The 21,039-nt window shown below is 37.5% G+C and carries 21 protein-coding genes and 1 riboswitch; of the genes, 10 read left to right on the forward strand and 11 right to left on the reverse strand.

From position 1 onward, the window contains the following. Positions 1-33: 33 nt before the first annotated feature. The 3 genes from VP97_RS13760 to VP97_RS13765 all read right to left on the reverse strand — a co-directional run bounded on the left by VP97_RS13760 (position 34) and on the right by VP97_RS13765 (position 1,257). Positions 34-369, reverse strand: a complete 336-nt coding sequence (locus tag VP97_RS13760) for a YflT domain-containing protein (RefSeq protein ID WP_050182424.1) — start codon at positions 367-369, stop codon at positions 34-36. 103 nt (positions 370-472) lie between these two features. Further along, on the reverse strand, positions 473-616 hold the full coding sequence (locus VP97_RS24240; RefSeq protein WP_172656769.1) for a hypothetical protein: 144 nt from the start codon (positions 614-616) through the stop codon (positions 473-475). 161 nt (positions 617-777) lie between these two features. Beyond that, a complete protein-coding gene (locus tag VP97_RS13765; RefSeq protein WP_050182425.1) occupies positions 778-1,257 on the reverse strand; it encodes a site-2 protease family protein in 480 nt (159 codons plus the stop codon). Between the two features lie 375 nt (positions 1,258-1,632). Here VP97_RS13765 and VP97_RS13770 point away from each other — a divergent pair, with 375 nt between their 5' ends. Next, complete coding sequence (locus VP97_RS13770; protein ID WP_050182426.1) at positions 1,633-2,049, forward strand: GTP pyrophosphokinase; 417 nt, start codon at positions 1,633-1,635, stop codon at positions 2,047-2,049. Between the two features lie 403 nt (positions 2,050-2,452). Here VP97_RS13770 and VP97_RS13775 read toward each other — a convergent pair whose 3' ends face one another. Beyond that, on the reverse strand, positions 2,453-3,892 hold the full coding sequence (locus VP97_RS13775; protein ID WP_050182427.1) for a methyl-accepting chemotaxis protein: 1,440 nt from the start codon (positions 3,890-3,892) through the stop codon (positions 2,453-2,455). Continuing rightward, positions 3,859-4,068 carry a hypothetical protein gene (locus VP97_RS24245; protein ID WP_172656770.1) on the reverse strand — a complete coding sequence of 70 codons (210 nt, stop codon included), beginning with the start codon at positions 4,066-4,068 and terminating at the stop codon, positions 3,859-3,861. Before VP97_RS24245 ends, VP97_RS13775 begins: the two co-directional genes overlap by 34 nt. Before the next feature lie 379 nt (positions 4,069-4,447). Beyond that, positions 4,448-4,531, forward strand: a riboswitch (cyclic di-GMP riboswitch). Between the two features lie 23 nt (positions 4,532-4,554). On the opposite strand from VP97_RS24245, the gene VP97_RS13780 reads away from it, so the two are divergent. Beyond that, positions 4,555-5,109 carry a L,D-transpeptidase gene (locus tag VP97_RS13780; RefSeq protein WP_050182474.1) on the forward strand — a complete coding sequence of 185 codons (555 nt, stop codon included), beginning with the start codon at positions 4,555-4,557 and terminating at the stop codon, positions 5,107-5,109. 756 nt (positions 5,110-5,865) lie between these two features. Here VP97_RS13780 and VP97_RS23890 read toward each other — a convergent pair. Then, complete coding sequence (locus tag VP97_RS23890) at positions 5,866-6,003, reverse strand: hypothetical protein (RefSeq protein WP_156153500.1); 138 nt, start codon at positions 6,001-6,003, stop codon at positions 5,866-5,868. A 538-nt stretch (positions 6,004-6,541) separates the two neighbouring features. On the opposite strand from VP97_RS23890, the gene VP97_RS13785 reads away from it, so the two are divergent. Together VP97_RS13785 and VP97_RS13790 are read left to right on the forward strand one after the other, a co-directional pair. After that, positions 6,542-6,763: a hypothetical protein gene (locus VP97_RS13785; protein ID WP_050182428.1), complete on the forward strand. Its 222-nt coding sequence runs from the start codon at positions 6,542-6,544 to the stop codon at positions 6,761-6,763. Beyond that, on the forward strand, positions 6,756-7,004 hold the full coding sequence (locus VP97_RS13790; RefSeq protein WP_050182429.1) for a LexA family protein: 249 nt from the start codon (positions 6,756-6,758) through the stop codon (positions 7,002-7,004). Before VP97_RS13785 ends, VP97_RS13790 begins: the two co-directional genes overlap by 8 nt. Positions 7,005-7,583: 579 nt before the next feature. On the opposite strand, the gene VP97_RS13795 is transcribed toward VP97_RS13790, so the two are convergent. From VP97_RS13795 to purB, 3 genes are all read right to left on the reverse strand, one after another. Further along, positions 7,584-8,894 (reverse strand): NAD-dependent malic enzyme, encoded by a 1,311-nt coding sequence (locus tag VP97_RS13795; RefSeq protein WP_050182430.1) that lies wholly within the window; start codon positions 8,892-8,894, stop codon positions 7,584-7,586. 249 nt (positions 8,895-9,143) lie between these two features. Beyond that, positions 9,144-10,436, reverse strand: coding sequence for an SLC13 family permease (locus VP97_RS13800; protein WP_050182431.1), 1,293 nt, complete (start codon positions 10,434-10,436; stop codon positions 9,144-9,146). 283 nt (positions 10,437-10,719) lie between these two features. Next, positions 10,720-12,087 carry an adenylosuccinate lyase gene (gene purB / locus VP97_RS13805; protein ID WP_050182432.1) on the reverse strand — a complete coding sequence of 456 codons (1,368 nt, stop codon included), beginning with the start codon at positions 12,085-12,087 and terminating at the stop codon, positions 10,720-10,722. 343 nt (positions 12,088-12,430) lie between these two features. On the opposite strand from purB, the gene VP97_RS13810 reads away from it, so the two are divergent. Then, positions 12,431-13,441 (forward strand): LacI family DNA-binding transcriptional regulator, encoded by a 1,011-nt coding sequence (locus VP97_RS13810; RefSeq protein ID WP_050182433.1) that lies wholly within the window; start codon positions 12,431-12,433, stop codon positions 13,439-13,441. 567 nt (positions 13,442-14,008) lie between these two features. Here the strand turns inward: VP97_RS13810 and VP97_RS13815 are convergent. Continuing rightward, on the reverse strand, positions 14,009-14,404 hold the full coding sequence (locus tag VP97_RS13815; RefSeq protein ID WP_050182434.1) for an EAL domain-containing protein: 396 nt from the start codon (positions 14,402-14,404) through the stop codon (positions 14,009-14,011). Between the two features lie 440 nt (positions 14,405-14,844). Here VP97_RS13815 and VP97_RS13820 point away from each other — a divergent pair, with 440 nt between their 5' ends. After that, a complete protein-coding gene (locus VP97_RS13820) occupies positions 14,845-15,468 on the forward strand; it encodes a DUF421 domain-containing protein (protein ID WP_050182435.1) in 624 nt (207 codons plus the stop codon). A 310-nt stretch (positions 15,469-15,778) separates the two neighbouring features. Here the strand turns inward: VP97_RS13820 and VP97_RS13825 are convergent, their stop codons facing one another. After that, the gene (locus tag VP97_RS13825) at positions 15,779-16,105 is read right to left on the reverse strand and encodes a four-helix bundle copper-binding protein (protein ID WP_050182436.1); all 327 of its coding nucleotides are present in this window, start codon (positions 16,103-16,105) and stop codon (positions 15,779-15,781) included. Positions 16,106-16,473: 368 nt separating this feature from the next. Here VP97_RS13825 and VP97_RS13830 point away from each other — a divergent pair, with 368 nt between their 5' ends. From VP97_RS13830 to VP97_RS13845, 4 genes are all read left to right on the forward strand, one after another. Continuing rightward, positions 16,474-16,755, forward strand: a complete 282-nt coding sequence (locus VP97_RS13830; RefSeq protein ID WP_050182437.1) for a hypothetical protein — start codon at positions 16,474-16,476, stop codon at positions 16,753-16,755. A gap of 307 nt (positions 16,756-17,062) precedes the next feature. Then, on the forward strand, positions 17,063-17,587 hold the full coding sequence (locus VP97_RS13835) for a YetF domain-containing protein (RefSeq protein ID WP_050182475.1): 525 nt from the start codon (positions 17,063-17,065) through the stop codon (positions 17,585-17,587). 647 nt (positions 17,588-18,234) lie between these two features. Then, a complete protein-coding gene (locus tag VP97_RS13840) occupies positions 18,235-19,743 on the forward strand; it encodes a glycine betaine uptake BCCT transporter (RefSeq protein ID WP_050182438.1) in 1,509 nt (502 codons plus the stop codon). 219 nt (positions 19,744-19,962) lie between these two features. After that, a complete protein-coding gene (locus VP97_RS13845; protein ID WP_050182439.1) occupies positions 19,963-20,955 on the forward strand; it encodes a sodium:calcium antiporter in 993 nt (330 codons plus the stop codon). Positions 20,956-21,039: the final 84 nt, after the last annotated feature.

Here is a 21,039-nt window from a genome sequence, read left to right on the forward strand (position 1 = left end):
TTCGAAGCGTTTTAGCTATTAGGTATTCACGAATTAAAGAGTAATTGTTTCACTTTTAGAAATTAATAGAATTTTACCTTGATCTAGACGCTGTTCATAAATATCTGCCTCTGCTGAACTTAATCCGATTTCTTCCATCTTAGCTCGAAGTTGATCACCTGTACTTCGAAACATATTTTTCACAGTTGTTCCAAGCCCTGTTTCATCCATACCAATTTTTTCTGCATTTGATCGGTCGGCTATTTCATCCGTAACATCTGAATCGTGAGCCAGCACATATACTTCTTCTTCTGAGATACCACGCGTATACAAGCTGTTTGCTGCTTGAACTGCACCCTCGATTGTTTCATATTCTTTTACTGCTGCCATGCTAATCTCTCCTTTTCATTTGTTTCTATATATTTTTCTCACTCAATAAAAAGAGTTTAAACATAAAAATTGTAAGACGGATTTTATAGAGAAATCATTATTTTTATTGTTCCTCTTCTGCAGGATCATTCTCTGGGTCCACCTGATCATCTACTTCACCATCATCAATGCCGTTATCCTGGTCACCTTCATCTCCACAACCAGCTAATCCACCAATTGTTAATATAGCTGCCATCCCACTGGCCATTAATTTCTTTTTCCATTTGAGATTCGTATATATCTCCGCCTCCCTTAATTTATTCTGGTATTTAGTGTGTGGAATACCCTCGACTCTAAAACTTAAACAAAAAAGACCATTTAAATATTGTATACAGCTACAAGTTATGAACCAGAGAATTACAACTTCTTTTAATTGAATTCTTTATATATTTTCCCATATCTCATTACATCGTAAATAGCTTTTCCGTCGCTTGGATTATTTTCTCCATAATCGATTGGAATGAGCGCAAAAAATACAAGATATACAGAAAAGTAAACAAACTGGTAAAAAAACAAATGTGCAGGCAGTATATTTGCATGAATAAGTCCGTTAACGATTAAAATGGAGGCAATATTAAAAATCGGTCCCCCTGCATAAATCAATGCGTGTTTCCAACGTCTATCTTTTCGCAGCTGATCATAATAGCAGGCTGAATCAATAAAGTAGAACTTCCGAATTTCAATATTTTTCACCTTAAGCAGTTTGCCGCCGCGACCAATTGTTAAAGAAGTTTTTCCGCCAAACAAATAAGCAAAAAAAGCATGTCCGCCTGAATGAATAAGCAGTGTTAAGGGTAATACGATAAAGAAAGCCCAGGCGAACGTTCCCATGTCATCAAAGCTAAACAATCGGTTCACATCCTTTTCCTAAAATTAAAACGCATGCTAAAGATTGCAACCAATAAAAGTGAAGTTCCAAAAGCAGACTGGTTATAAGCAAGTTTTGTACATGCGAACATATTCGGATCAATAGAATGCTCTTTCACTTTCACCTTAACAAGCAAACGATTTAATTTTTAAATGTTGTTTTTGGGTAATCTCAGTCTCTGCCCATTTAAACTATCAACCAATATGTATTTTGCCTATTGGCCTAAAGGATAAACAAGTTTTATTACTCTAATCCAGCGATAAGAATGCTTAAAGGAAAGATAAACATTTCTGCTTAATCCTATTAATCCTAAAACGGGCTGAGAAATTATTATTCTATTAACTGGAGGGAATTAAATGAATATAGAACGGGCAATTACCATTGCAGCTAACAGTCATGCCGGACAATCTCATAAAGGTGTAGAAGCTTTTATTCTGCACCCTTTAAGGGTCATGATGGCTATGCCGAATGATGAATTAAAAACGATTGCTGTTCTTCATGATGTTATCGAAAAAACAAATATAACAATAGAAGATTTGCAGCATGAGGGTTTTTCTGAAAAAGTCATCATTGCACTTGATTCCCTTACGAAACGAGAGAATGAACCATACATGGACTTTATTCGACGGGCTAAAAAGAACGAACTGGCGAAAGTAGTAAAGATTGCAGACATTAAAGACAATAAAGAGGTCACTTTGTCACCTACTCCATCTGAAGAAGATGAAGAGAAAATCAAAAAATATGATCAAGCGCTAGAAGAATTATTGTCATGAAGAAGATAGAAGTAAGCAATCTGGGTTTACATTGGCTAATACTTTAAAAAAACAAAACAAAAAAAGGGTTTATATCGATTAAATTTATTACTTGCAACGTTCTTCATTTTAAGCTGATTATACAAAATTATGTGTTTTCAGCACGGGCAAGCATAAATGTTTTAGTTTTAAATGAATTGATGAGGTTGACACTTCCACGGCTGAAGCCGCAAGCCGTGAGAGTGTCAATTGATTAGTGTAATTAACTCCTTCCTCTATAGAGCCTATTAATTAGAGAAAAAATAATCTAACTCTATTATTCTTACTATCTCAATTTTAGCTATTCAGATAAGTATGTCGGCATTCCTCAGGAAAATAAAAAAGGAAAAAGACTATGCTTTTTCCTTTTTTTATCTGTGTTCACTTACAGTTTAAACTTTCGCACCAAGTCATTCAGTGTTTCAGCATGTTGAGCAAGCAGATCTGCACTTGCTGAAACCTCCTCCATCGAGCTGTTGCTTTGCTGTACGGAAGCGGAGGTTTGCTCAAGCCCTGTCGCTGCTTCCTCAGAAATAGACGCAATATTTTCTACCGACTGGCTGACAGTTACGCTGTTATTTGAAACTTTCTGTAAGACTGTAGAAGTTGCGCTGATCTCATCACCCATAGTTTTAACTGCTTCATTAATTTCATTAAATTTTGCACCTGAAAGATTTATCTGATCTATTCCATTTCTAACCTGATCATACCCCTCATCCAGTATGCTGATTACGGTTCTTGATTCTAATTGGATATTCCCTACAATTTGAGTGATTTCTCCTACAGAAGCAGATACTTGTTCCGCTAGATTCCGGACTTCCTCTGCCACAACAGCAAAACCTTTTCCGTGCTCCCCAGCTCTCGCGGCTTCTATAGCCACGTTTAATGCCAGCAAATTCGTTTGGTTAGCAACATTCTGAATAACATCCACCAGCTTAGATATATCAAGTGATCGTTCGGCAAGACCGTTTACCTTTTCCACAGACTCTTTTACAATACTATCAATCATATTCATTTGATTCATTGAGTTTTCCATCAATGCAACCCCATCATCGGTTAAGTGTAAAACCCCAGCAGACATTTGTTCAATCTGTTCTCCACTTGTTCTAGCACTTTTTATGTCCTCATTTTGACTGGTTACCACTTCAGAAATACTGCTTACTGAGGAAGCCTGCTGTTCTGCTCCAGCCGCGAGTTCTTGAACAGTGGAAGCGACTTGCTCGCTGCCCTGCTGCACTTCTCTGGAAGATTGTGATAATTCCTCACTTTGACTGCTCACGCTGTCTGAAATATACACCATTTCGTTTACCATATCTTTTAAGTTACTGCTCATTTTATTAACAGCTGTAACCAGTTGCCCAATTTCATCATTCCCTCTATAGTCCAGAATATCTACGTTCAAGTTTCCTTCGGAGACTTGTGTTGCCAGATTTACGATATTTTTCAGATTCTTAATGATCAATCTGCTCACTATAATAATCAGAAAACTGCCTAGAAGCATAGAGACAATAATAGAGACGATCAATATTATTTCAGAACTGTGGATAGCATTATTAGCATTTTTAATCGCACGGACTCTCTCGTCATAAGAACCTGTCCGGATTTCCGTCAAATCCGCGACGGTACTATCAAGCATCCTTTGTGTTTGAACCCTAAGTTCTCTAACTTTTTGATGTTCTTCTTTTTCAACGGCCGGCACAATTTGCTCTAAAAACAACTGATTAATTTTATGGTTATTGGCTTTCACCGTTTTAAATAATTCCTTTTGTTTATCGGTAGATAGCTGTGGCTCTAACTTAAACTCCAGCTCCGCGAATTGCTCCATTCGATTTTAAATTCATTGATAGATTTTTCGTCCTGCAGATAAATATAATCGGCAATTCGAATATCCATCCCGCGAATGGTAAACACCATTAGAGTAAAATCAACTGAGCGTGTTGCCTCTCTGTCTATATCATCAATAGAGTGGCTTACACCCTCTAGCCGAAAGAATACAATCAAAACAGACACCACAAATAATAGAAGAGTTATACCGAAAGCAATTCCGTACTTTCTAGCTAATCCTGATGTTTCGCCACTTTATACTATTAAACATCATTTTCTCCTTACTGCATAATACTTTTAAGTCTTTAGTCACAAACAAATCCTTAAAAATCAATTTTATAGGGATTTTTCATTTATAACATGTATATATTTTACCTGTTTTAAAAAGGTAAATCTATTTTTTATTTCAAAAAAAGGAGGCCTTTTTACCTTTTGATTCTGAGTTATCTTCTCGAGATAGTTATTTTTTACATAAATGTAATTATTATTTACAGCGATATTTCGTTACTTTTGAAAAGTTTGTAATATAATTGTAACAATATGTTTTTTAATGTTAAAAAGATAAAGGCAAACCATTCAAAAGATTGGGACGCAAAGCTACAGATCTAAGGTTTTAAACTATGATGGCTGGGTTGCAAAATCATAGGAGTGATATATTTGTTGATGAAGAAGTTATTCAAAAATCTATTTGTGGTATTAACATCATTAGCATTGGGCTTAAGTATTCTATCTGTGAAAACGGAAGCTAGTAATGAAAAAAACCATGACCTTATCATAGTCAACAAAGCCTATAATAAGATGGTGTTTATTAACGATGGGTTTATTGAAATGGTTGCACCAGTAGGAACAGGTCGCACATGGGATCTCACTCCTGTCGGGCGCTTTAAAGTGGTGAATATGGTCAAAAATAGACCTTATTACAAAAAAAATATCTCTGGTGATTCACCAAACAATCCTCTTGGCGCACGATGGATTGGCTTTAGTGTACCGGGAAATTGGGGAACGGAAACAGGAAATGTATTTGCACTCCACGGAACCAATCAACCGGCCTCTATTGGTGGTTACGTTAGTTCTGGATGTATCAGAATGTATAACAACGACATTATTAAGCTATATGATAAAGTTGCTAACGGAACACCCGTAACAATTACTTATTCATACAAATCATTTCAAGAATTGGCAAAAATGTATGGCTATTCGATAAAAGGTTTTAGATAATTCTAGAGCGACTTATATTTAAGTCGCTCTAGACTGTAGACAAATGATTGATAACCGTCACATAAATGGGATAGATTGGCGGCGTCCGAGCAGCTCCGCTTTCCATGGGGCAGGCGCTGAACCCACAGGAGTCTACGCTGCCCTCCTGCCGCCAAGTGGCTTGCAACAAGATTGTATAGGGCTATAAGGTCGTATTTTTTCTTTTTAAAAGAAGAGAAAATCTCTATCTGGTCCCTGGCTGATTGATCCTCAACACCACTTATCGGCTCTTTTTTTTGAAAAAGACAGACTATGTCTACACACTGGAGCGACTTATATTTAAGTTGCTCTTTTTGTACGTTCTTCCTTTATTTTCGGGCGGAGGATGGAATTATTATTCGCTTGCTTTAAGAAATATCGTTTTCTTCCATTGTCTCCTCCGATTCCAACTCTACATTACATTAAGATACTGTGATCACCACATATCTGCCACCTGTGTATCCTCTTCCATCGTGTATAGAACGTTAATCATTTCGATTAGCGTTCTTTATACTGAAATTGGACTAAATTCCAAAACGAACATAAGTTTAATCCTAAGGCTGCGTTAAACTGCACATTAGTTGAAAAAGAAAAGATGGAGTAAAAATAATCCCATTTATACGTACCTTCTGTTTTGTACCTAACCTTTAAAGATAATACATTCCGCTATGTATATTCGTATTGACTTACGTGAATAGTCAGGTGTTCAATTGGAAGGACAGACGCTGCATAATCGTCTTAACGGAAAACAGCCTCATTTGAGGAATGTGTCCGGCGGCGCACAGCCTCTACACTGGCAAAGAAGGATTTTACATTAATGCAAAATACATCCTTGCGCAGCAAGTATTCATCATCAATCGGCCTTACCAAATTCATCGTCTCCCGCCGCAAATGAAATAAACACCATTTCATCTAATCGAAACCTGGAACTGAACCCTTTCAGCTTTACATAGGATTGCTGGCCGGGCAGCCGGCAAAATCCCGAAATAATCCCGTTTATCTATAACAGGTCATGGTCACCGAAGGTATTCAGCTTAAACATTACTTCTCTTTCCAGATGGAGTGAGCTTTGAATAATCCGGTCGAATTACTCCAATTGCTGTTCATCAAATAAAATGTCCGTTTTCACCGGTTTACTTTTGTCTCTTTCCATTATTTCAGCATGCTCGGCTAGGATGAGTCCCTGTCATTTCATCATTCCCCGGTCATTATCCAATTTCTTCATCCAAGATAACTCCTTTCAATGGGAATATACGTTTGTATATGATATATATTTCAGTATAAGAACAAATATTCCTGCTGACAACGAAAGCTTTTTTTATTATTCCTCTTTCCACCGAAAATATGTTCGTTTATTTATTGAATTATGAACATTTGTTCGGTATAATGAGATTGTAAAGAGGAGGCTGTTAAAATGAATGGATTGTTTAACATATCGTTGGAACAAAAAAAGCCAATCTCCATTATGTATATGGCAGATGATTATACCATTACAGACCGAAGTATCATTGTGAGGAAAATAGATGACGTTCACATCCACGCTTACTGCTTGAAGAGACAACAAATGCGGAAATTTAAGCGGTCCAACATTTTAGCAGCAGGAAAACCACAGCGAAGGAGAAAGGCTTATGCTTAAAAAACTGTCTGCACGCCAAGAAAAAATGCTGCAGTTTATAGATGATTATGTCAGTGCAAAAAACTATCCCCCGTCTATCCGCGAAATAGGGGACGCGGTGGAGTTAAAGTCTTCTTCAACCGTAAAGGGCCATCTTGATCGTTTAAAGGCGTCCGGATATGTAACCTGGGAACAGGGAAAGCCGCGGACATTGAATGTAGTGAAAAGAAACAACATACTCTCCATGAAATTAAATGCTTAATATACAAAAGGAGCAAGAACAGCAGGAAAACTGTTATTGCTCCTTCTTTTTACTTTCAATATCCCAAAAGTGGAATTGGCATTTACTTAATTATGAATCCTTTCTATTAATTGTAGAAAGCAATCAAATCAGTTCAGTTTTAGGATTGATAATTCTAACATAACAAAGCTTTCAAGCTTCTTCTTTATTTAATCCATTGGCTTGAATAAATAACCATACCAATTATAAGGCACTGCCATGTTACAAAGAGACTTGAGCAACTGAACATCTTCAAATTTCGTAACCCATTGAAACACAGGTCATTGAACATAGAATAATAAACAGGGTTTTGTTACAGAAAAAGAAATAAAAAAGCGCCCTTTTGAGAACCGAATGGCCATGTTCAGAAAAGGACGGGTTTTTATACACAATAATTGATCAATGATACATAGATTTTAAGCAATCTTTTAAGACAAAAAAATTATAGGATTTGTCTAAAATAAACTATTTATAAAAACGTTTTCAAGACGAGTTAGACGTGAAAAACAGCCTCCAGATTTTTCGAAGACCGCCTTATAAATTTATGTGGGTTAACAAATTTTAACCATTTGTGAAAATCTGTTCAACTGCTTCCGCGACCCGCTTATGTACAATCCGGTCAAGCGGCTGAGGCACAAGATCTCCTGGTTTTGTACATTCGGCAATTGCTTCGGCTGCTGCGACAAGCATTGGATGGGTCACTTCATTTGCGTGCGCATTCAAAATACCTCTGAAAATACCCGGGAACCCAAGGACATTGTTTACCGAACGGCCATCTGCCGCAAAGACCGCCCCGGCTTCAAGCGCATCTGCAGCTTCAATTTCCGGCTTTGGATTCGACAGGGCCAAAATAATTTGTCCTTTGCGTACCCATTTTTTTTGAATCAAGCCTTGAACACCAGTCGTTGCAATGACAATATCACAGCGGTTCATTAAGTCTTCTAACTCATCTACTGGTATACCGCTGTAATTTTGAAGCCGGTCTTTCGCTTCTTGTGAACGGTCTGCTCCCAGTACAGATTTCGCCCCATAGGCCATAAGCATTCTGCAAATGGCAAGACCAGCGGCACCGAGACCGATTTGGCCAACCGTTGCTTCCTTTAAATCCACGCCGGTGCTTTTGCAGGCTGAAATAACCGCTGCAAGGGTAACAACCGCCGTACCGTGCTGGTCATCATGCATGACTGGAATGTTGAGTTCGGCTTTTAGTCGTTCTTCTACTTCAAAACAGTGAGGCGAACCAATATCTTCGAGTAAAATCCCGCTGAAACCTGGTGCAATATGCTTGACCGTTTCAACAATTTCATTTGGATTTTTTGTATCCAGCAAAATTGGAATACCATTAATACCAACAAGCTGGTCAAATAATGCCGCTTTCCCTTCTATTACCGGCATTCCTGCTACCGGCCCGATATCTCCAAGTCCTAAAATTGCTGTGCCATCTGTTACGATCGCAACACTGTTTCCGATATTTGTATAGATTTTTGCTTTTTCCGGCTCCGCCTCGATTACTTTGCACACATCTGCCACACCTGGCGTATAAACGCGGCTTAGGTCGGCGAGGGACTGAATCGGCATTTTACTCTTCATTTGCACCTTTCCACCTTCATGTGCACGAAGCACTTCATCTGAGACAGTCTGTACCCGGAACCCGTCTAAATCGTTAATAGCTTGAATGATCTTGTAAAGCTGATCTTCATTTTCAGTTTGAACCGTAATGTTACGGTGTGTGTATGCTGTGCCCACTTTTATGGTTTGAACTTCTCCAATATCACCGCCACTCAGCCCAATCGCTGATGCAACTTTTCCAAGACTACCTGGCACCGATGGAATTTCAATCATCATTGTTCGAATCAATTTACTATAAGCCATTGGAGAAACTACCCCCGTAAATAAAATTTCTATTTTTTATATGATACTTTTCTAGACAATGGGGTCTTTTTACTTGTTTAATGCCTTTTTCTAGGAATGGCTCTTTTATGCACTAGATGTAAATGAATGAAAATTTTATTCGTATAGAATACTCATCACATCGATAAAGCAATCTGATGATTAAATACTTCAAAATTTATTATTTGAATTCAGAATTCAAAAAAGAGTAAACAGGATTTTTAAATTATTTTAATCATAGAAAGGCCAAAACAATGGAACTAATAGTAAACAAACAATAAGCTGAATCACAATAAAAGGAACACCGCACTTTATATAATCCACAAATCGGTAATTACCCGCTGAGTAAATCATTGTATTTGGCGGAGTACCGATTGGTGAGGCATATGCCGCTGAGGCTCCTACACAAATGGCCATTAAAATTGCCCGGGGATCTGCTCCCATACTATTGGCAATGACAAGACCGATCGGGGCAAGGAGTGTAGCAGCTGCCGTATTAGACATAACGGAAGTCAATACTGTGGTTAATACAAATAACAAGCCTGTTATCAGATAAGGGCCTGCACTATTTCCTACAGATCCGATAATTGTATCTGCAATCATCTGTGCTGCTCCAGTTTCAGATAAGGCTGTTGCCATCGGCATCATACCTGCCACCAAAATGATTGTGGACATATCGAGTGACTTATAAGCTTGTTTTTCTGTCATCGTACGCGTGAGAACAATCAGTAATGCACCAATAATGGAAACAATGTGCAAAGGCACTCCAATTTGCTCTTCAAATACCATAAATACTATCGTCATCAATAATATGCTAAGAGCAATAACCTGTTTCATTACATTATTTGGCTGGTTTCCAGCTACTTCTTGCCCTGCAGCTATTTCATCTGCCTCAACAACTTCTTCGAGTGAATTTTCTCTAGAAGGAATAAGTTTATAACCTATCGTCATCATATAAATAATGCCGACAATTGTTAAAGGGATTCCTACCTTAGCGAATTCGAAAAAGCCAAAAGGCTCTATACTTTCATTTTGCATGACTCCCTGGACGGCAAGATTACTGTTAGTTCCTACAAGAGTAATCATTCCGCCAAGGGCTGTTGCATAAGCAAGAGGCATTAATAATTTTGCACGGGAATAACCTGCGCTTTGTGCAATAAGAATGACAATCGGCATCAGTACAGCTGTTGTACTAGTATTGGATAGAAAGGCTGAAAGTCCTGCTCCTATCACCATAATAGTAAATAGAAGTTGTTTTTCTGTCTTGGCAAACTTCGTAATCAGTGTACCTATCTTTTTAGCCACCCCTGTCTCAAACAAAGATGCACCGATGACAAACATTCCAGTTATGAGAATGACAATGGGATTAATAAACCCTGAAAAAACTGCTTCTGAATCAATAATTCCTGTTAAATACAAAAGAAAAGTTACTAGCAATGCTGTAGCGGCAACAGGAATTACTTCGGTTACAAAAAGAATTGCTGCTAGCAGTAATATAAGAAGTGTAATAGCAGCTGCAGACATGGTTCCTACCTCCTTCATAATTAGCTTTGCTTTCAACCTAGAATAAACAACTTTCTTAGAGTTGATTATCAATTATTAAAGAATTTTCAAAATAAAATTCAACGGATTAACCAGGAAAACGCATACAAAAAACGTAGTCAAAGTATTTATTTGTTGTCTCGTTGGCATGGGCCTTTCCAACAAAGAAAAAACAATCTGTTTTTAGAAGGAGAAAAATAGATTCTCCTTCTAAAACAAGTTAGATAAAGTTTTCTTTCTTTAAAGGATTAAGTTAATTTAGCGTTTATTTTCCACTTAAAATTGTTGAGGACCATTTTTTTTCAACACGATCAACAAATTGCTTACACAAACCAATATAACTCTTAGGATCCAAGTGGGTTCTTACTTCTTCCTCACTCATATGCTCCATTATTTCTTTATTCTCTAAAGTCGTTTCAAGTAATGACCTTTTTTCTTCAAAAGCTTTCATTGAAACTTCATATACTAGATCATGAGCTATCTGCCGCCCAACATATTTACCTAAATTCAACATAAGATTTTCAGAAACAATTAGTCCTTGAAGCAAGTACAAGTTTCTATTCATATTTTCTTTGTGCACAATTAACCCTTCTAATACGCCTTGCATCTGCTGTAATCCACCACTCGTTAAAATACAGATCTGAGGAATGAAAGACCACTCCGTCAGCCAAAAGGTCATGTCTCTTTCATGTTCCTGGATCATCCCGTCGAATCCTAACGAAGCATTTCTTTGGACAAGACGAGTTAACCCAACAACGTATTCGCATACCATTGGATTACGCTTATGAGGCATTGTGCTACTTCCAACCTTGCCCATAGCGAAACCTTCTTCTATTTCACCTAATTCTGATCTTTGGAGATTAATGATTTCGTTTGCAATTTTTCCAACTGTTCCAGAAATCATAGCAATAATACTAGCAAACTCTGCGAAACCATCGCGCTCTACATGCCATGTTATAGTTGGCTGTTCAAGCCCTAAAATTCTGCAGTATCTTTCTTGTACATCTAAACCGTTTTCACTAATGGAGGCAAGAGTGCCAGCAGCGCCAGCAAATTGGCCCATTAGATAACGTTTTTTTCCTTCTTCCAATCGTTCAATATGCCTTCCAATTTCATCAGCCCAGATGGCAATTTTATATCCCAAAGTTACCGGTAAAGCATGCTGTCCATGTGTTCTACCTGGCATAATCGTTTCTTTATGCTCTTCAGCTAATTCTAAGCATGTGTCTAGAAATTTACGTAATTGAATTAAAATTACTTCTTGTGCTTCTTTCATTTGAAGCACAACGGCTGTATCCATAATATCCTGTGTTGTTGCTCCCCAGTGTACATATCCACCTGCGTCACCTTCACACACCTTTTCCAAAGAGCGGATTAAGGTAATTAATGGATGGGAAGTTTCAACAATTCCTTTGCGAATTGTTTGCATGTCCAGATTTTCGAATTTAGCTTTTTCGGCAATTTCTTTTGCTGCCGCTTCGGGAATTAAGCCAACTTCCGCTTCCGCTAATGCCAAAGCGGCCTCAGCATCTAACCATTTTTGTAGAAGTGATTCATCTGAAAATACCTTGTTCATTTCTTCAGATCCGTAAATACCTTTGTACAGTTCGGAATCAATTACATAAGAAGCCATTTGTATTCCCTCCAATAATTTTCTGTCGATTTCATGTAACCGGATTCAAAAAGGAAAACGTTTGTCTATTGATTTTCTCCTAAAAAGAGTTTAAACATATATAGCATCCCTTTTAAAACACTAAATTTTATCCAGTTAATAAAAACAACGGATTAGACAAACGTTTGTCTAATTTGTAACTAAAGAATAAATCCTCATGAGATGTTTGTCAATATATTTTTAATTTTCATATGCCTGCAGGCAGCATAGAAAATATAAGGAAGTTGCTATATAATACCTTTAGCACTCCATAAAAAATGATTTTCAAAAGATGTTTTTACATACAGGTAGGTGTATCTATAAATTGGCCACATTAAAAGAGGTTGCAAAACTAGCTAAAGTAGATCCATCCGTTGTTTCAAGGGTTGTGAATAATGACCCTGCATTAAATATTAAAACAGAGACGCGAAAACGTATTCTTGATGCGATCGAAAAAATGAATTACCGTCCCAACTTGTCAGCTCGGAATTTAAAAAAAGGCCAGAGCAAAATGCTCGGTATGATTATCCCTGATTTTTCGAATCCGGTTTACAGCAGTATGATCCATGGAGCAGAAGATCAAGCTGCACATGAAGGCTATAATTTGCTCGTTTATAGTATGAAACAAAAAGGATTAGAAAAAAGCTATTCCCCACTTCTGGAAGGACAGATTGAAGGATTACTCATAGCCAACTCTGAAATAGACAATAAAGAAATTTTAGAACTCAAAAAAACAAAAAAACCATTTATTCTGGTAAATCGCTTTGTACCTGGTATAGATAATTATGTTGTCGCAAATGATGTGTTAGGAGCTAAACTCGCTACTAAACACCTTATTGATCAAGGTCATCATCTTATTGCTCATATATCAGGACCGCTATTTACAGGAACCGGATTAAACAGATTCCAAGGCTATCGAGAGGGGCTGCAGGAAAAAAATGTTGATTTTTCCCCTGTGTATGTTCAAGAAAGCAAATATACTGTAGAAAGTGGATATGAGTCCATGCAGAGACTTCTAGATCTGCCTACACCTCCTACAGCTGTTTTCGCTTCTAATATTATGATTTGTTTAGGGGCGATGAAAGCAATTCACGATCGTGGACTGTCTGTACCGAAAGATATTTCTATAATAGGTGTTCATGATGTTTTTTTTGCTTCTACGCTTCAGCCACCACTCACAACAATAGAAATGCCCTTATATGATATGGGGAAAGAAGCGGTAAAAAAGCTCATCACAATCATCCAAGGCGACGAAGGAGAAAATGAGCGTGGTATTATGATTGATGGGGCTTCATTAATACTTCGATCGAGCACAAGTCCACCTCCATTTTCTTAACAACATTTTGGCCGTAATTTATAATTATTTTTGCTTAAAAGCGTACTTAACATTATATTTTCCCTTTCTGAAATAAAAAAGGCCTAAAACTTCGTACAATAAAAAAGTACGAGAGTTTTAGGCTTTGCCTGATTAAACAGTAACAAACCTCAATATTCATTAATATCCTTATGTAAATAAGCATGTTTCCTCATGAAATCAACCATCTAAACTAATCTATAATCAGATTAAAATCATAGTCCTTGGCTTAAAACAGATAAAGATTTCTATAATGCCCTCACCTACCAAATAATGGAGCCGTTTTATCAGCAGGTTCCCTTGGCCAATCTATACAATGCATATTCGCCATTAGTCTGTTTATCGTTTGGATTAACCTTGGGCTTCTTCTACTTCTTGAATGACTTCTTCATCTTCACTTTGTATGATTTCAACTGCTTTTACAACACGAACTTTTCATTAAATTGGGCGGAAAGCGCGTATTAGCAATAAATTTCGTCATAAAAGGACAGCCTGTTAACAGGCTGTCCTCATTTAGCTCTATTCCCTTTCATTTAACCAATGTATTACTCACATTAAATTCTTTCTCCATTCTACAATGTTTTTTTCAAATTCATCAATAGGAACTGGAGGTGAATAGTAATATCCTTGCACATCTTCGCATCCTATTTCCTGTAGCAGCTCGACTTGTTTTTCCGTTTCAACACCTTCTGCAATGACCTTCAAATTCAGATTTTTAGCAGGGAAAATGATTGCCGATACAACCTCTTTGTTGTTTTCAATATTTCGAATGAAGGATTGGTCAATTTTTAAAATGTCTACGTTCAGTTTGTCTAAATAGCTTAATGAGCTGTAGCCTGTTCTAAAATCATCAATACTAATCTTGATTCCTTTATCTCTTAATGCTTGTAAAATAGCATTAACATTCTCTTCGTTTTTCATCACCATTCTTTTTGTGATTTCCAAACGCCTTCCATTAAATTGAGCTGTGGTGTGGGCTATAAAGCGGCAGAAACATCACTTCCCATGATCCTTGTTAAGATTAGCAACACTGCAAACGCCAGCGCCATTCTCAGTATTAGTTCTGCAACTGCCCTAATAAATATTGTTCCCCCTTCCCTTTTTTGCATAAAGCAGGATCAGGGCGATCCGTTTTGGCATTATATTGAAATGAAAAAACAAAGCTAGTGACGCTCCCTATCATCAGATTTAGTCGTGATTAGCTTAGTCCATGCATTGTCATCTATTCATCTCACCCTAATTTGTTTAAATATGATTAATTACGCTGTATAAACTGTACTAAATCAGCTCATAATAATTTTTGATCCTGGACCTCTTTCTTGAGAGAGCTAAAACAGCCAAGTTTGCACTTGGCTGTTTTTTATTCCTTATAGGATGGTGATATTTTGGATTGGAATATAGTATGGAAATCCGTACTTATCATTGTGGTTGGTGTTCTGCTGCTTCGACTTGCAGGAAGAAAGTCCATTTCTCAGATGACGATTTCTCAAACTGTTATTATGATTTCGATTGGATCACTTCTCATACAACCTGTGAGTGGTAAAAACCTGTGGGGTACCTTTGCAGTAGCTGCGCTTTTGATTATCACTCTTATCATCCTTGAGTATGTACAGGTAAAATGGGATGCTGTCGAGTCATTTTTGACCGGGCGCTCCAAAGTGGTCATTGAAAATGGCAAACTGAATGAGAAAAATTTAAAAAAGATGCGCTTTTCAGTCGATAAACTGGAAATGCATTTAAGGCAAAGTGGGATTGAAAGTATAAAAGATGTGCAATGGGCCACCCTTGAGCCAAGCGGTCAATTGGGCTATTCTCTTATGCAGGATAAGAAACCTGCCACAAAAGGCGATATAGACAAGCTGAATGAAAAGCTGGATCGCCTGGCTGCACAGTTAAGCATTCACCATGTAGAGAAGCAACAGGATAAGAAAAACATCGATACAAACTCTACGGTCTTTTCCGAAATCGAAAGCGGTCATAAGCCGCCTCCAAGTAAGAAGCTCGAATAAGCCTGCTATTAGCGAACTCATCTATATGTTTTGTCAGCTGTAGTGTTAATAAATAAGCCACACACAGGATTGTATGCATCTTCTTTTATTAACTTAGCTGCCTTGATTAAAATCACAAATGGGCAGGCTAATTTCATTAATAAATGATAAAATTAGCCTTTATGATTTGCTCAAACATAAGTATTAAACATAAGAAATGTTGAAGCTGTCGTCATAACACTGGATTTAATACTTTTATTCACTTTATGTCTCTTTTTCTATAAACAAAAAGAAGACCGGACAAGTATCCGATCTTCCTTGTCATGTAAGACTAAGAGGCCATGCTGCGGCATGCTTCTGCACATTTAAAGCATGCTTTTGCACAGCGCTGGCAATGCTCTACTTCATGTTTTTTGCATTCATTGCCGCACGCTTCACAAATATCTGCACACAGCTGACAAATCTGCTTGGCAAATGGGCTGTTTGTTTGCATAGCCTTCACAGCAAAAGCACAAATGTCTGCGCACTCGCGGTCAAGTCTAATACAATCAGCCATCATTTTTACATTATCTTCAGATAAGCAGCTGTCGAAACAGTAATTGCATGCTTCCATGCATTCCAGACAAGCTCGAATGCATTCATCGTAGTTTGTGTTCATTGTGTTCCCTCCTTTAAATTTCTTTACAACATCTCTCTTCCACAAATAGCAGGATTAAAACGAAAAAAAAATCCTTTAAATACCTCACATTTCGACGATTTAAAGAATCACAGCCAATTACCCAGCTTCCGATTTAAAAGAGACATTTTATAGAGATGCTCCAAGTCTTTTTTTAGAGTTAAAAGCTGTGTTTATTTTTCCTCTCCACAAAAATCGACCCTGACACGGATAAAAAAGATCTATTGTTTAAAACCTTAAAGGAAGGAAATAATACAGTATGACCAGAAACTAGATTCCTGTATTATTTGCTAACCATATAGATAGGTTGTGAAGGTTTGTAGGATGAGTTGTTGTCAGGCGGAAAAAAAGTGATTGATTTTTACGCAATTGGGGGTATTATACTGCTAATTACCGGATTGATAGATTTTATTTGTACGACATTATGGGCAGAAGGTGGAGCGGGCTCTGTAACAGGACACCTATCTAAAGGGATATGGAAAAGCATGTATATTCTTAGCTTGGTAGGCCCTTTACTGCTGGCAAGCACTGTATCAATATGGGTCTGTTTGTTTTGGGGAGGCTGGACTTTATTTTTTGCAGGTGATCTGAGTGCAATGACTAATACACAAGTTAAAACACCCGCTCCATAGATAGATCGTCTTTATTTTTCAGGTTACATATTCCTCACGCTAAGAAACAGCATCATTATACGAAACGGAGTATTTTGGAAAGCTGTTCCTCCAAAAAGGACTACCTGCCTGCTCAGACCAAGACTTTTAAAGAAAATTAAGTGGTTTGGAAAAACGATGCAAAGGATTGTTCGACATTGTTGAAGCAAGTGCCCGAAAGTGGCCTTTACACAATTGAATTTATCAATTTTTTGTGTTGTGTAACTTTCTTATTTTCCGCTTTATTTAATCAGCAGCAGTGGACTCATTCAAAACAGCGAAAAGGGAGGTGGATATATTGTTTTTTAATAGCTGGGAAACGATTGAGCGAACAATTATTGTAGGTATTTTAGCTTACATTGGACTGATTTTCTTTGTAAGAATCTCTGGCAAACGCACCCTTTCAAAGATGAATGCTTTTGATCTTGTCGTTACCGTTGCGCTTGGTTCTACTTTAGCCACTATTCTATTAAGCAAAAAGGTGGCGCTGGCCGAAGGCTTTACTGCCTTTTTGCTTTTGATTGGCATGCAATACCTGATCGCATGGCTTTCTGTCCGGTCAACGTTTGTGAGTCAAATAATTAAATCAACCCCAAAACTTCTTTATTACAAGGGAGAATATTTTAAATATACAATGAAAAAAGAAAGGGTGTTAGAAGTTGAAATTCTCCAGGCAGTCCGATCAAACGGGACCTCCTCTATGTCACAAGTGGAAGCTGTTGTATTGGAGACAGATGGAAGTATTTCTGTTATCAAGAAATCGAATCATACAGAGTACTCTACGTTACGTAATGTTTCAAATAAAGAGGGTTAACTCATTTTTCAGTTTTGTTTAAGTTATTTGTTATTAAAAATTGGTATTTTCCTAGACAAATTAAATATCTATTTTTACGAGAACAATTATAAAAATGTTGAGAAGAAACTAGACAAGATTTATATGCTGAATCTCTAATTATGCTGTTATATTGTTTAACCTTTGTGTGATGAAAGTGAGCAACATTTTTAACACCTCTTTTCCGGTAGAAACAGGCATCCTTTTTTTCTTTTAACTCCCCTGTATATTCGATGTATTTTCGAGATAAAAAAAGGGCATACTTAAATTATAATCAGACAATGATTAGGCATTCTTTTACCACCCAAAACTCCTAGTAAATTCAGCTGCACCCTGCAAATATAATAGTTTTGGTAAAGAACTGTCCAATTAAATTCAAGAAATTTTACTTTAAAACTAATTTTATCTACAATACTTAGTTAAATATTCTTCAACCAAAAGTTAATAATAAATCCTTTTTCCTACACAAAATCTAAAAGTTTTCCAGTAAAAAGGATTAGGCTTTTATTAAAAAGAAAACAGCCTATAAGCCTAATTGGTTAGTGTATAAGCAAAGACCTTTTGATTAATAGGATTGAAATAAAAAAAGTTAATATGGATAAATCAAGGATTGGAGGTTTTCATGTAGAATGAAGAATGTCTCAGTTGTTTTTTATATATCAGCAGCTATAATAGGATTGCTCGTTCTTATAGGAGTGATCATGCCCGAGAAACTTGAAATTGTGACGGGCAGTTTGCAGGCCTTCATTGTAGATGCCTTTGGCTGGTACTATTTAATTGTGGTATTGTTTTTTGTAGTAATTTGTTTATATTTATTGGTAAGTCCAGTTGGGCGAATAAAGCTAGGAAAACCAGAAGACAAACCCGAGTTTTCACGCCCAACCTGGATCGCCATGCTTTTTAGTGCCGGAGTAGGAATCGGGTTAGTATTCTACGGTACTGCTGAGCCAATTAGCCATTATGCCGTCAGTTCTCCAACTGGAGAAACAGGTACAGACCAAGCAATGAAAGATGCGATGAGATTCACCTTTTTTCACTGGGGTATCCACGCATGGGCTATATATGGAATTGTTGCTCTTTGTTTGGCCTATTTTACCTTTAGGAAAGGTGAGCTGTCCATAATTAGCGCTACTTTAAAACCAGTTATTGGAAAACACACAACCGGTGCCCTGGGAACAGTCATTGACGTTGTGGCTGTTATTGCCACGGTGATTGGTGTCGCCACAACACTGGGATTTGGCGCTGTACAAATTAACGGCGGGTTAGCTTACTTATTTGATGTTCCTTCCACTATTACAAATCAGTTCTTTATTATTTTAGTGGTAACTGTTCTGTTTATGATCTCAGCTTTAACAGGCTTGGGAAAAGGAATCAAAATTCTGAGCAACGCTAACATGCTTCTTGCTGGTGCCCTTTTTCTTTTGTTGTTTATATTGGGTCCAACTTTGTTTACATTAAATTTATTTACTGACACAATCGGGCAATATATTCAAGGGCTTGTGAGTATGAGCCTTCGGATTGCTCCACTTAACGAAGAAAACCGCAGCTGGATCAACAGCTGGACGATCTTTTACTGGGCATGGTGGATTGCTTGGTCTCCATTTGTTGGAATCTTTATTGCCCGCGTTTCAAAAGGACGAACGATCCGTGAGTTTGTAACATATGTTTTGCTTGCTCCCTCTCTCATCAGCTTTATATGGTTTTCTGTATTCGGTGGTTCTGCTATGCTTCTTGAGCACGATGGCGTTACTTCCATTTCAAAACTAGCAACCGAGGAGTCTCTCTTTGGTGTATTGGCACATTATCCAATGAGTGGAATCGTATCGATCCTTGCAATCATTCTTATAGGAACTTTCTTTATTACTTCCGCTGACTCTGGAACCTATGTTTTAGGCATGATGACAACGAATGGTTCTCAAAATCCCAGCAACCGCATAAAAATTACTTGGGGTGCCCTGTTGACGATTATGGCTCTTGTTCTTCTATATTCAGGAGGACTGCAAGCTTTGCAAAACACCATGATTGTTGCGGCTTTACCCTTTTCCATCGTAATGGTATTAATGACCATTAGTTTGGTTAAATCGCTTAATAAGGAAGCAAAAGAAATTAGGCTAAAAAATCCATATAAACACAAGTAATGAAATATAATGAGAAAATGGCTGCCAGTTTTTTACTGGCAGCCATTTTTGTTTTTTCACCATACGTGCAGGAAAGGGCTTTTAAATATAACGATCCTAGAATAGATGATGCGTTTACAGAGAAGGGAATAAATGAAGCAGCCTTTTTATATAATGGTGGGACAAGTGTTCATAACTTATTAAATTCTGTTTACTATATGAGTACGAAGGAGGGATTTCATGCTTTTTATTTTATTTGGAACAGCTGGGGCTGCTACTGTACTGGCAGCAATAGCACTATCAAATTACGCGGATGAATTAAGTGAGAAAACGTCACTTGGCGGGCTGCTCGTTGGAACGGTTCTGCTGGCAAGCGCCACTTCCCTTCCAGAAGTAACCACCAGCATTTCTGCTGTTTTCCTTGAAAATCCGGATATTGCAGTAGGAAATATGCTTGGATCAAATATGTTCAATCTCTTTATTATTGCAAGTTTTGATTTATGGTACCGAAAATTACGCTTATACCAATCTGTAAGCAGCGAGCATGTATTCACAGCGGGGCTTGGATTTTTTCTTTCGTTAATGACACTCTTTGCCCTAGTATGGCACCCACACTATGTTGTTTACGGAGTTGGGTTAGATTCTTTATGTATTGCATTTGTTTGCATCCTAGGCATGTTTATTATCAGTAAAGCGTTCCAGGCACCCACTCTTGAACAGGATATGGCTGCAAACAACTCATCCACTTCTTCTGATCAGACGCCTTTTTCACTAAAAAAAACAATAACCGGCTTTTTTATTATGGCTTTACTGATCACTGGGGCAGGAACCATGCTTTCTTTTGTAGGTGATGAAATTGCCAGAGTTACTGGAATTGGATCAAGTTTTGTAGGCAGCTTTTTCCTGGCGGCTACTACCTCTATGCCCGAAGCAATTGCTGTACTTGTGGCCCTTCGATTAAAAAATGTGAATCTAGCTCTTGGTTCAATACTCGGCAGCAATATTTTTAATATGCTAATTCTAACAAGCTCTGATGCCGTTTATCGTAAGGGGCCTATTCTTTCAAACGTCTCCTCTGTCCATCAGGTTTCCGCACTATCCGTATGTGTATTATCTCTTATTTTAATGCTGGCACTTAAGATGAAAAAAGGTTCTTCCGTAAAGTATCTTGTCCCTTCCCTGTTGATTATCGTTGTTTATGTATACTCTTCTTATAGAATTTTTCAAGGCTAAAGGCCGGCATTTCCGTTTCCTTCACCTTTACATTGTTTATTCAATGCTCCATTAGGGAACATGACAAAAAACTATGTTTAGGTG

The organism is Domibacillus robiginosus, from assembly GCF_000966195.1.
GTDB lineage: Bacteria > Bacillota > Bacilli > Bacillales > Domibacillaceae > Domibacillus > Domibacillus robiginosus.

What these genes read in the sequence shown, in the direction of transcription:
- VP97_RS13845 (WP_050182439.1), top strand. Translation starts at nt 19,963, where the DNA reads ATGCTTTTTATTTTATTTGGAACAGCTGGGGCTGCTACTGTACTGGCA.
- purB (WP_050182432.1), bottom strand. Translation starts at nt 12,087, where the DNA reads ATGGCTTCTTATGTAATTGATTCCGAACTGTACAAAGGTATTTACGGA.
- VP97_RS13840 (WP_050182438.1), top strand. Translation starts at nt 18,235, where the DNA reads ATGAAGAATGTCTCAGTTGTTTTTTATATATCAGCAGCTATAATAGGA.
- VP97_RS13780 (WP_050182474.1), top strand. Translation starts at nt 4,555, where the DNA reads ATGAAGAAGTTATTCAAAAATCTATTTGTGGTATTAACATCATTAGCA.
- VP97_RS13760 (WP_050182424.1), bottom strand. Translation starts at nt 369, where the DNA reads ATGGCAGCAGTAAAAGAATATGAAACAATCGAGGGTGCAGTTCAAGCA.
- VP97_RS13770 (WP_050182426.1), top strand. Translation starts at nt 1,633, where the DNA reads ATGAATATAGAACGGGCAATTACCATTGCAGCTAACAGTCATGCCGGA.
- VP97_RS13785 (WP_050182428.1), top strand. Translation starts at nt 6,542, where the DNA reads ATGAATGGATTGTTTAACATATCGTTGGAACAAAAAAAGCCAATCTCC.
- VP97_RS13800 (WP_050182431.1), bottom strand. Translation starts at nt 10,436, where the DNA reads ATGTCTGCAGCTGCTATTACACTTCTTATATTACTGCTAGCAGCAATT.
- VP97_RS13795 (WP_050182430.1), bottom strand. Translation starts at nt 8,894, where the DNA reads ATGGCTTATAGTAAATTGATTCGAACAATGATGATTGAAATTCCATCG.
- VP97_RS13775 (WP_050182427.1), bottom strand. Translation starts at nt 3,892, where the DNA reads ATGGAGCAATTCGCGGAGCTGGAGTTTAAGTTAGAGCCACAGCTATCT.
- VP97_RS13825 (WP_050182436.1), bottom strand. Translation starts at nt 16,105, where the DNA reads ATGAACACAAACTACGATGAATGCATTCGAGCTTGTCTGGAATGCATG.
- VP97_RS24240 (WP_172656769.1), bottom strand. Translation starts at nt 616, where the DNA reads ATGGCCAGTGGGATGGCAGCTATATTAACAATTGGTGGATTAGCTGGT.
- VP97_RS23890 (WP_156153500.1), bottom strand. Translation starts at nt 6,003, where the DNA reads ATGAATTTGGTAAGGCCGATTGATGATGAATACTTGCTGCGCAAGGAT.
- VP97_RS13790 (WP_050182429.1), top strand. Translation starts at nt 6,756, where the DNA reads ATGCTTAAAAAACTGTCTGCACGCCAAGAAAAAATGCTGCAGTTTATA.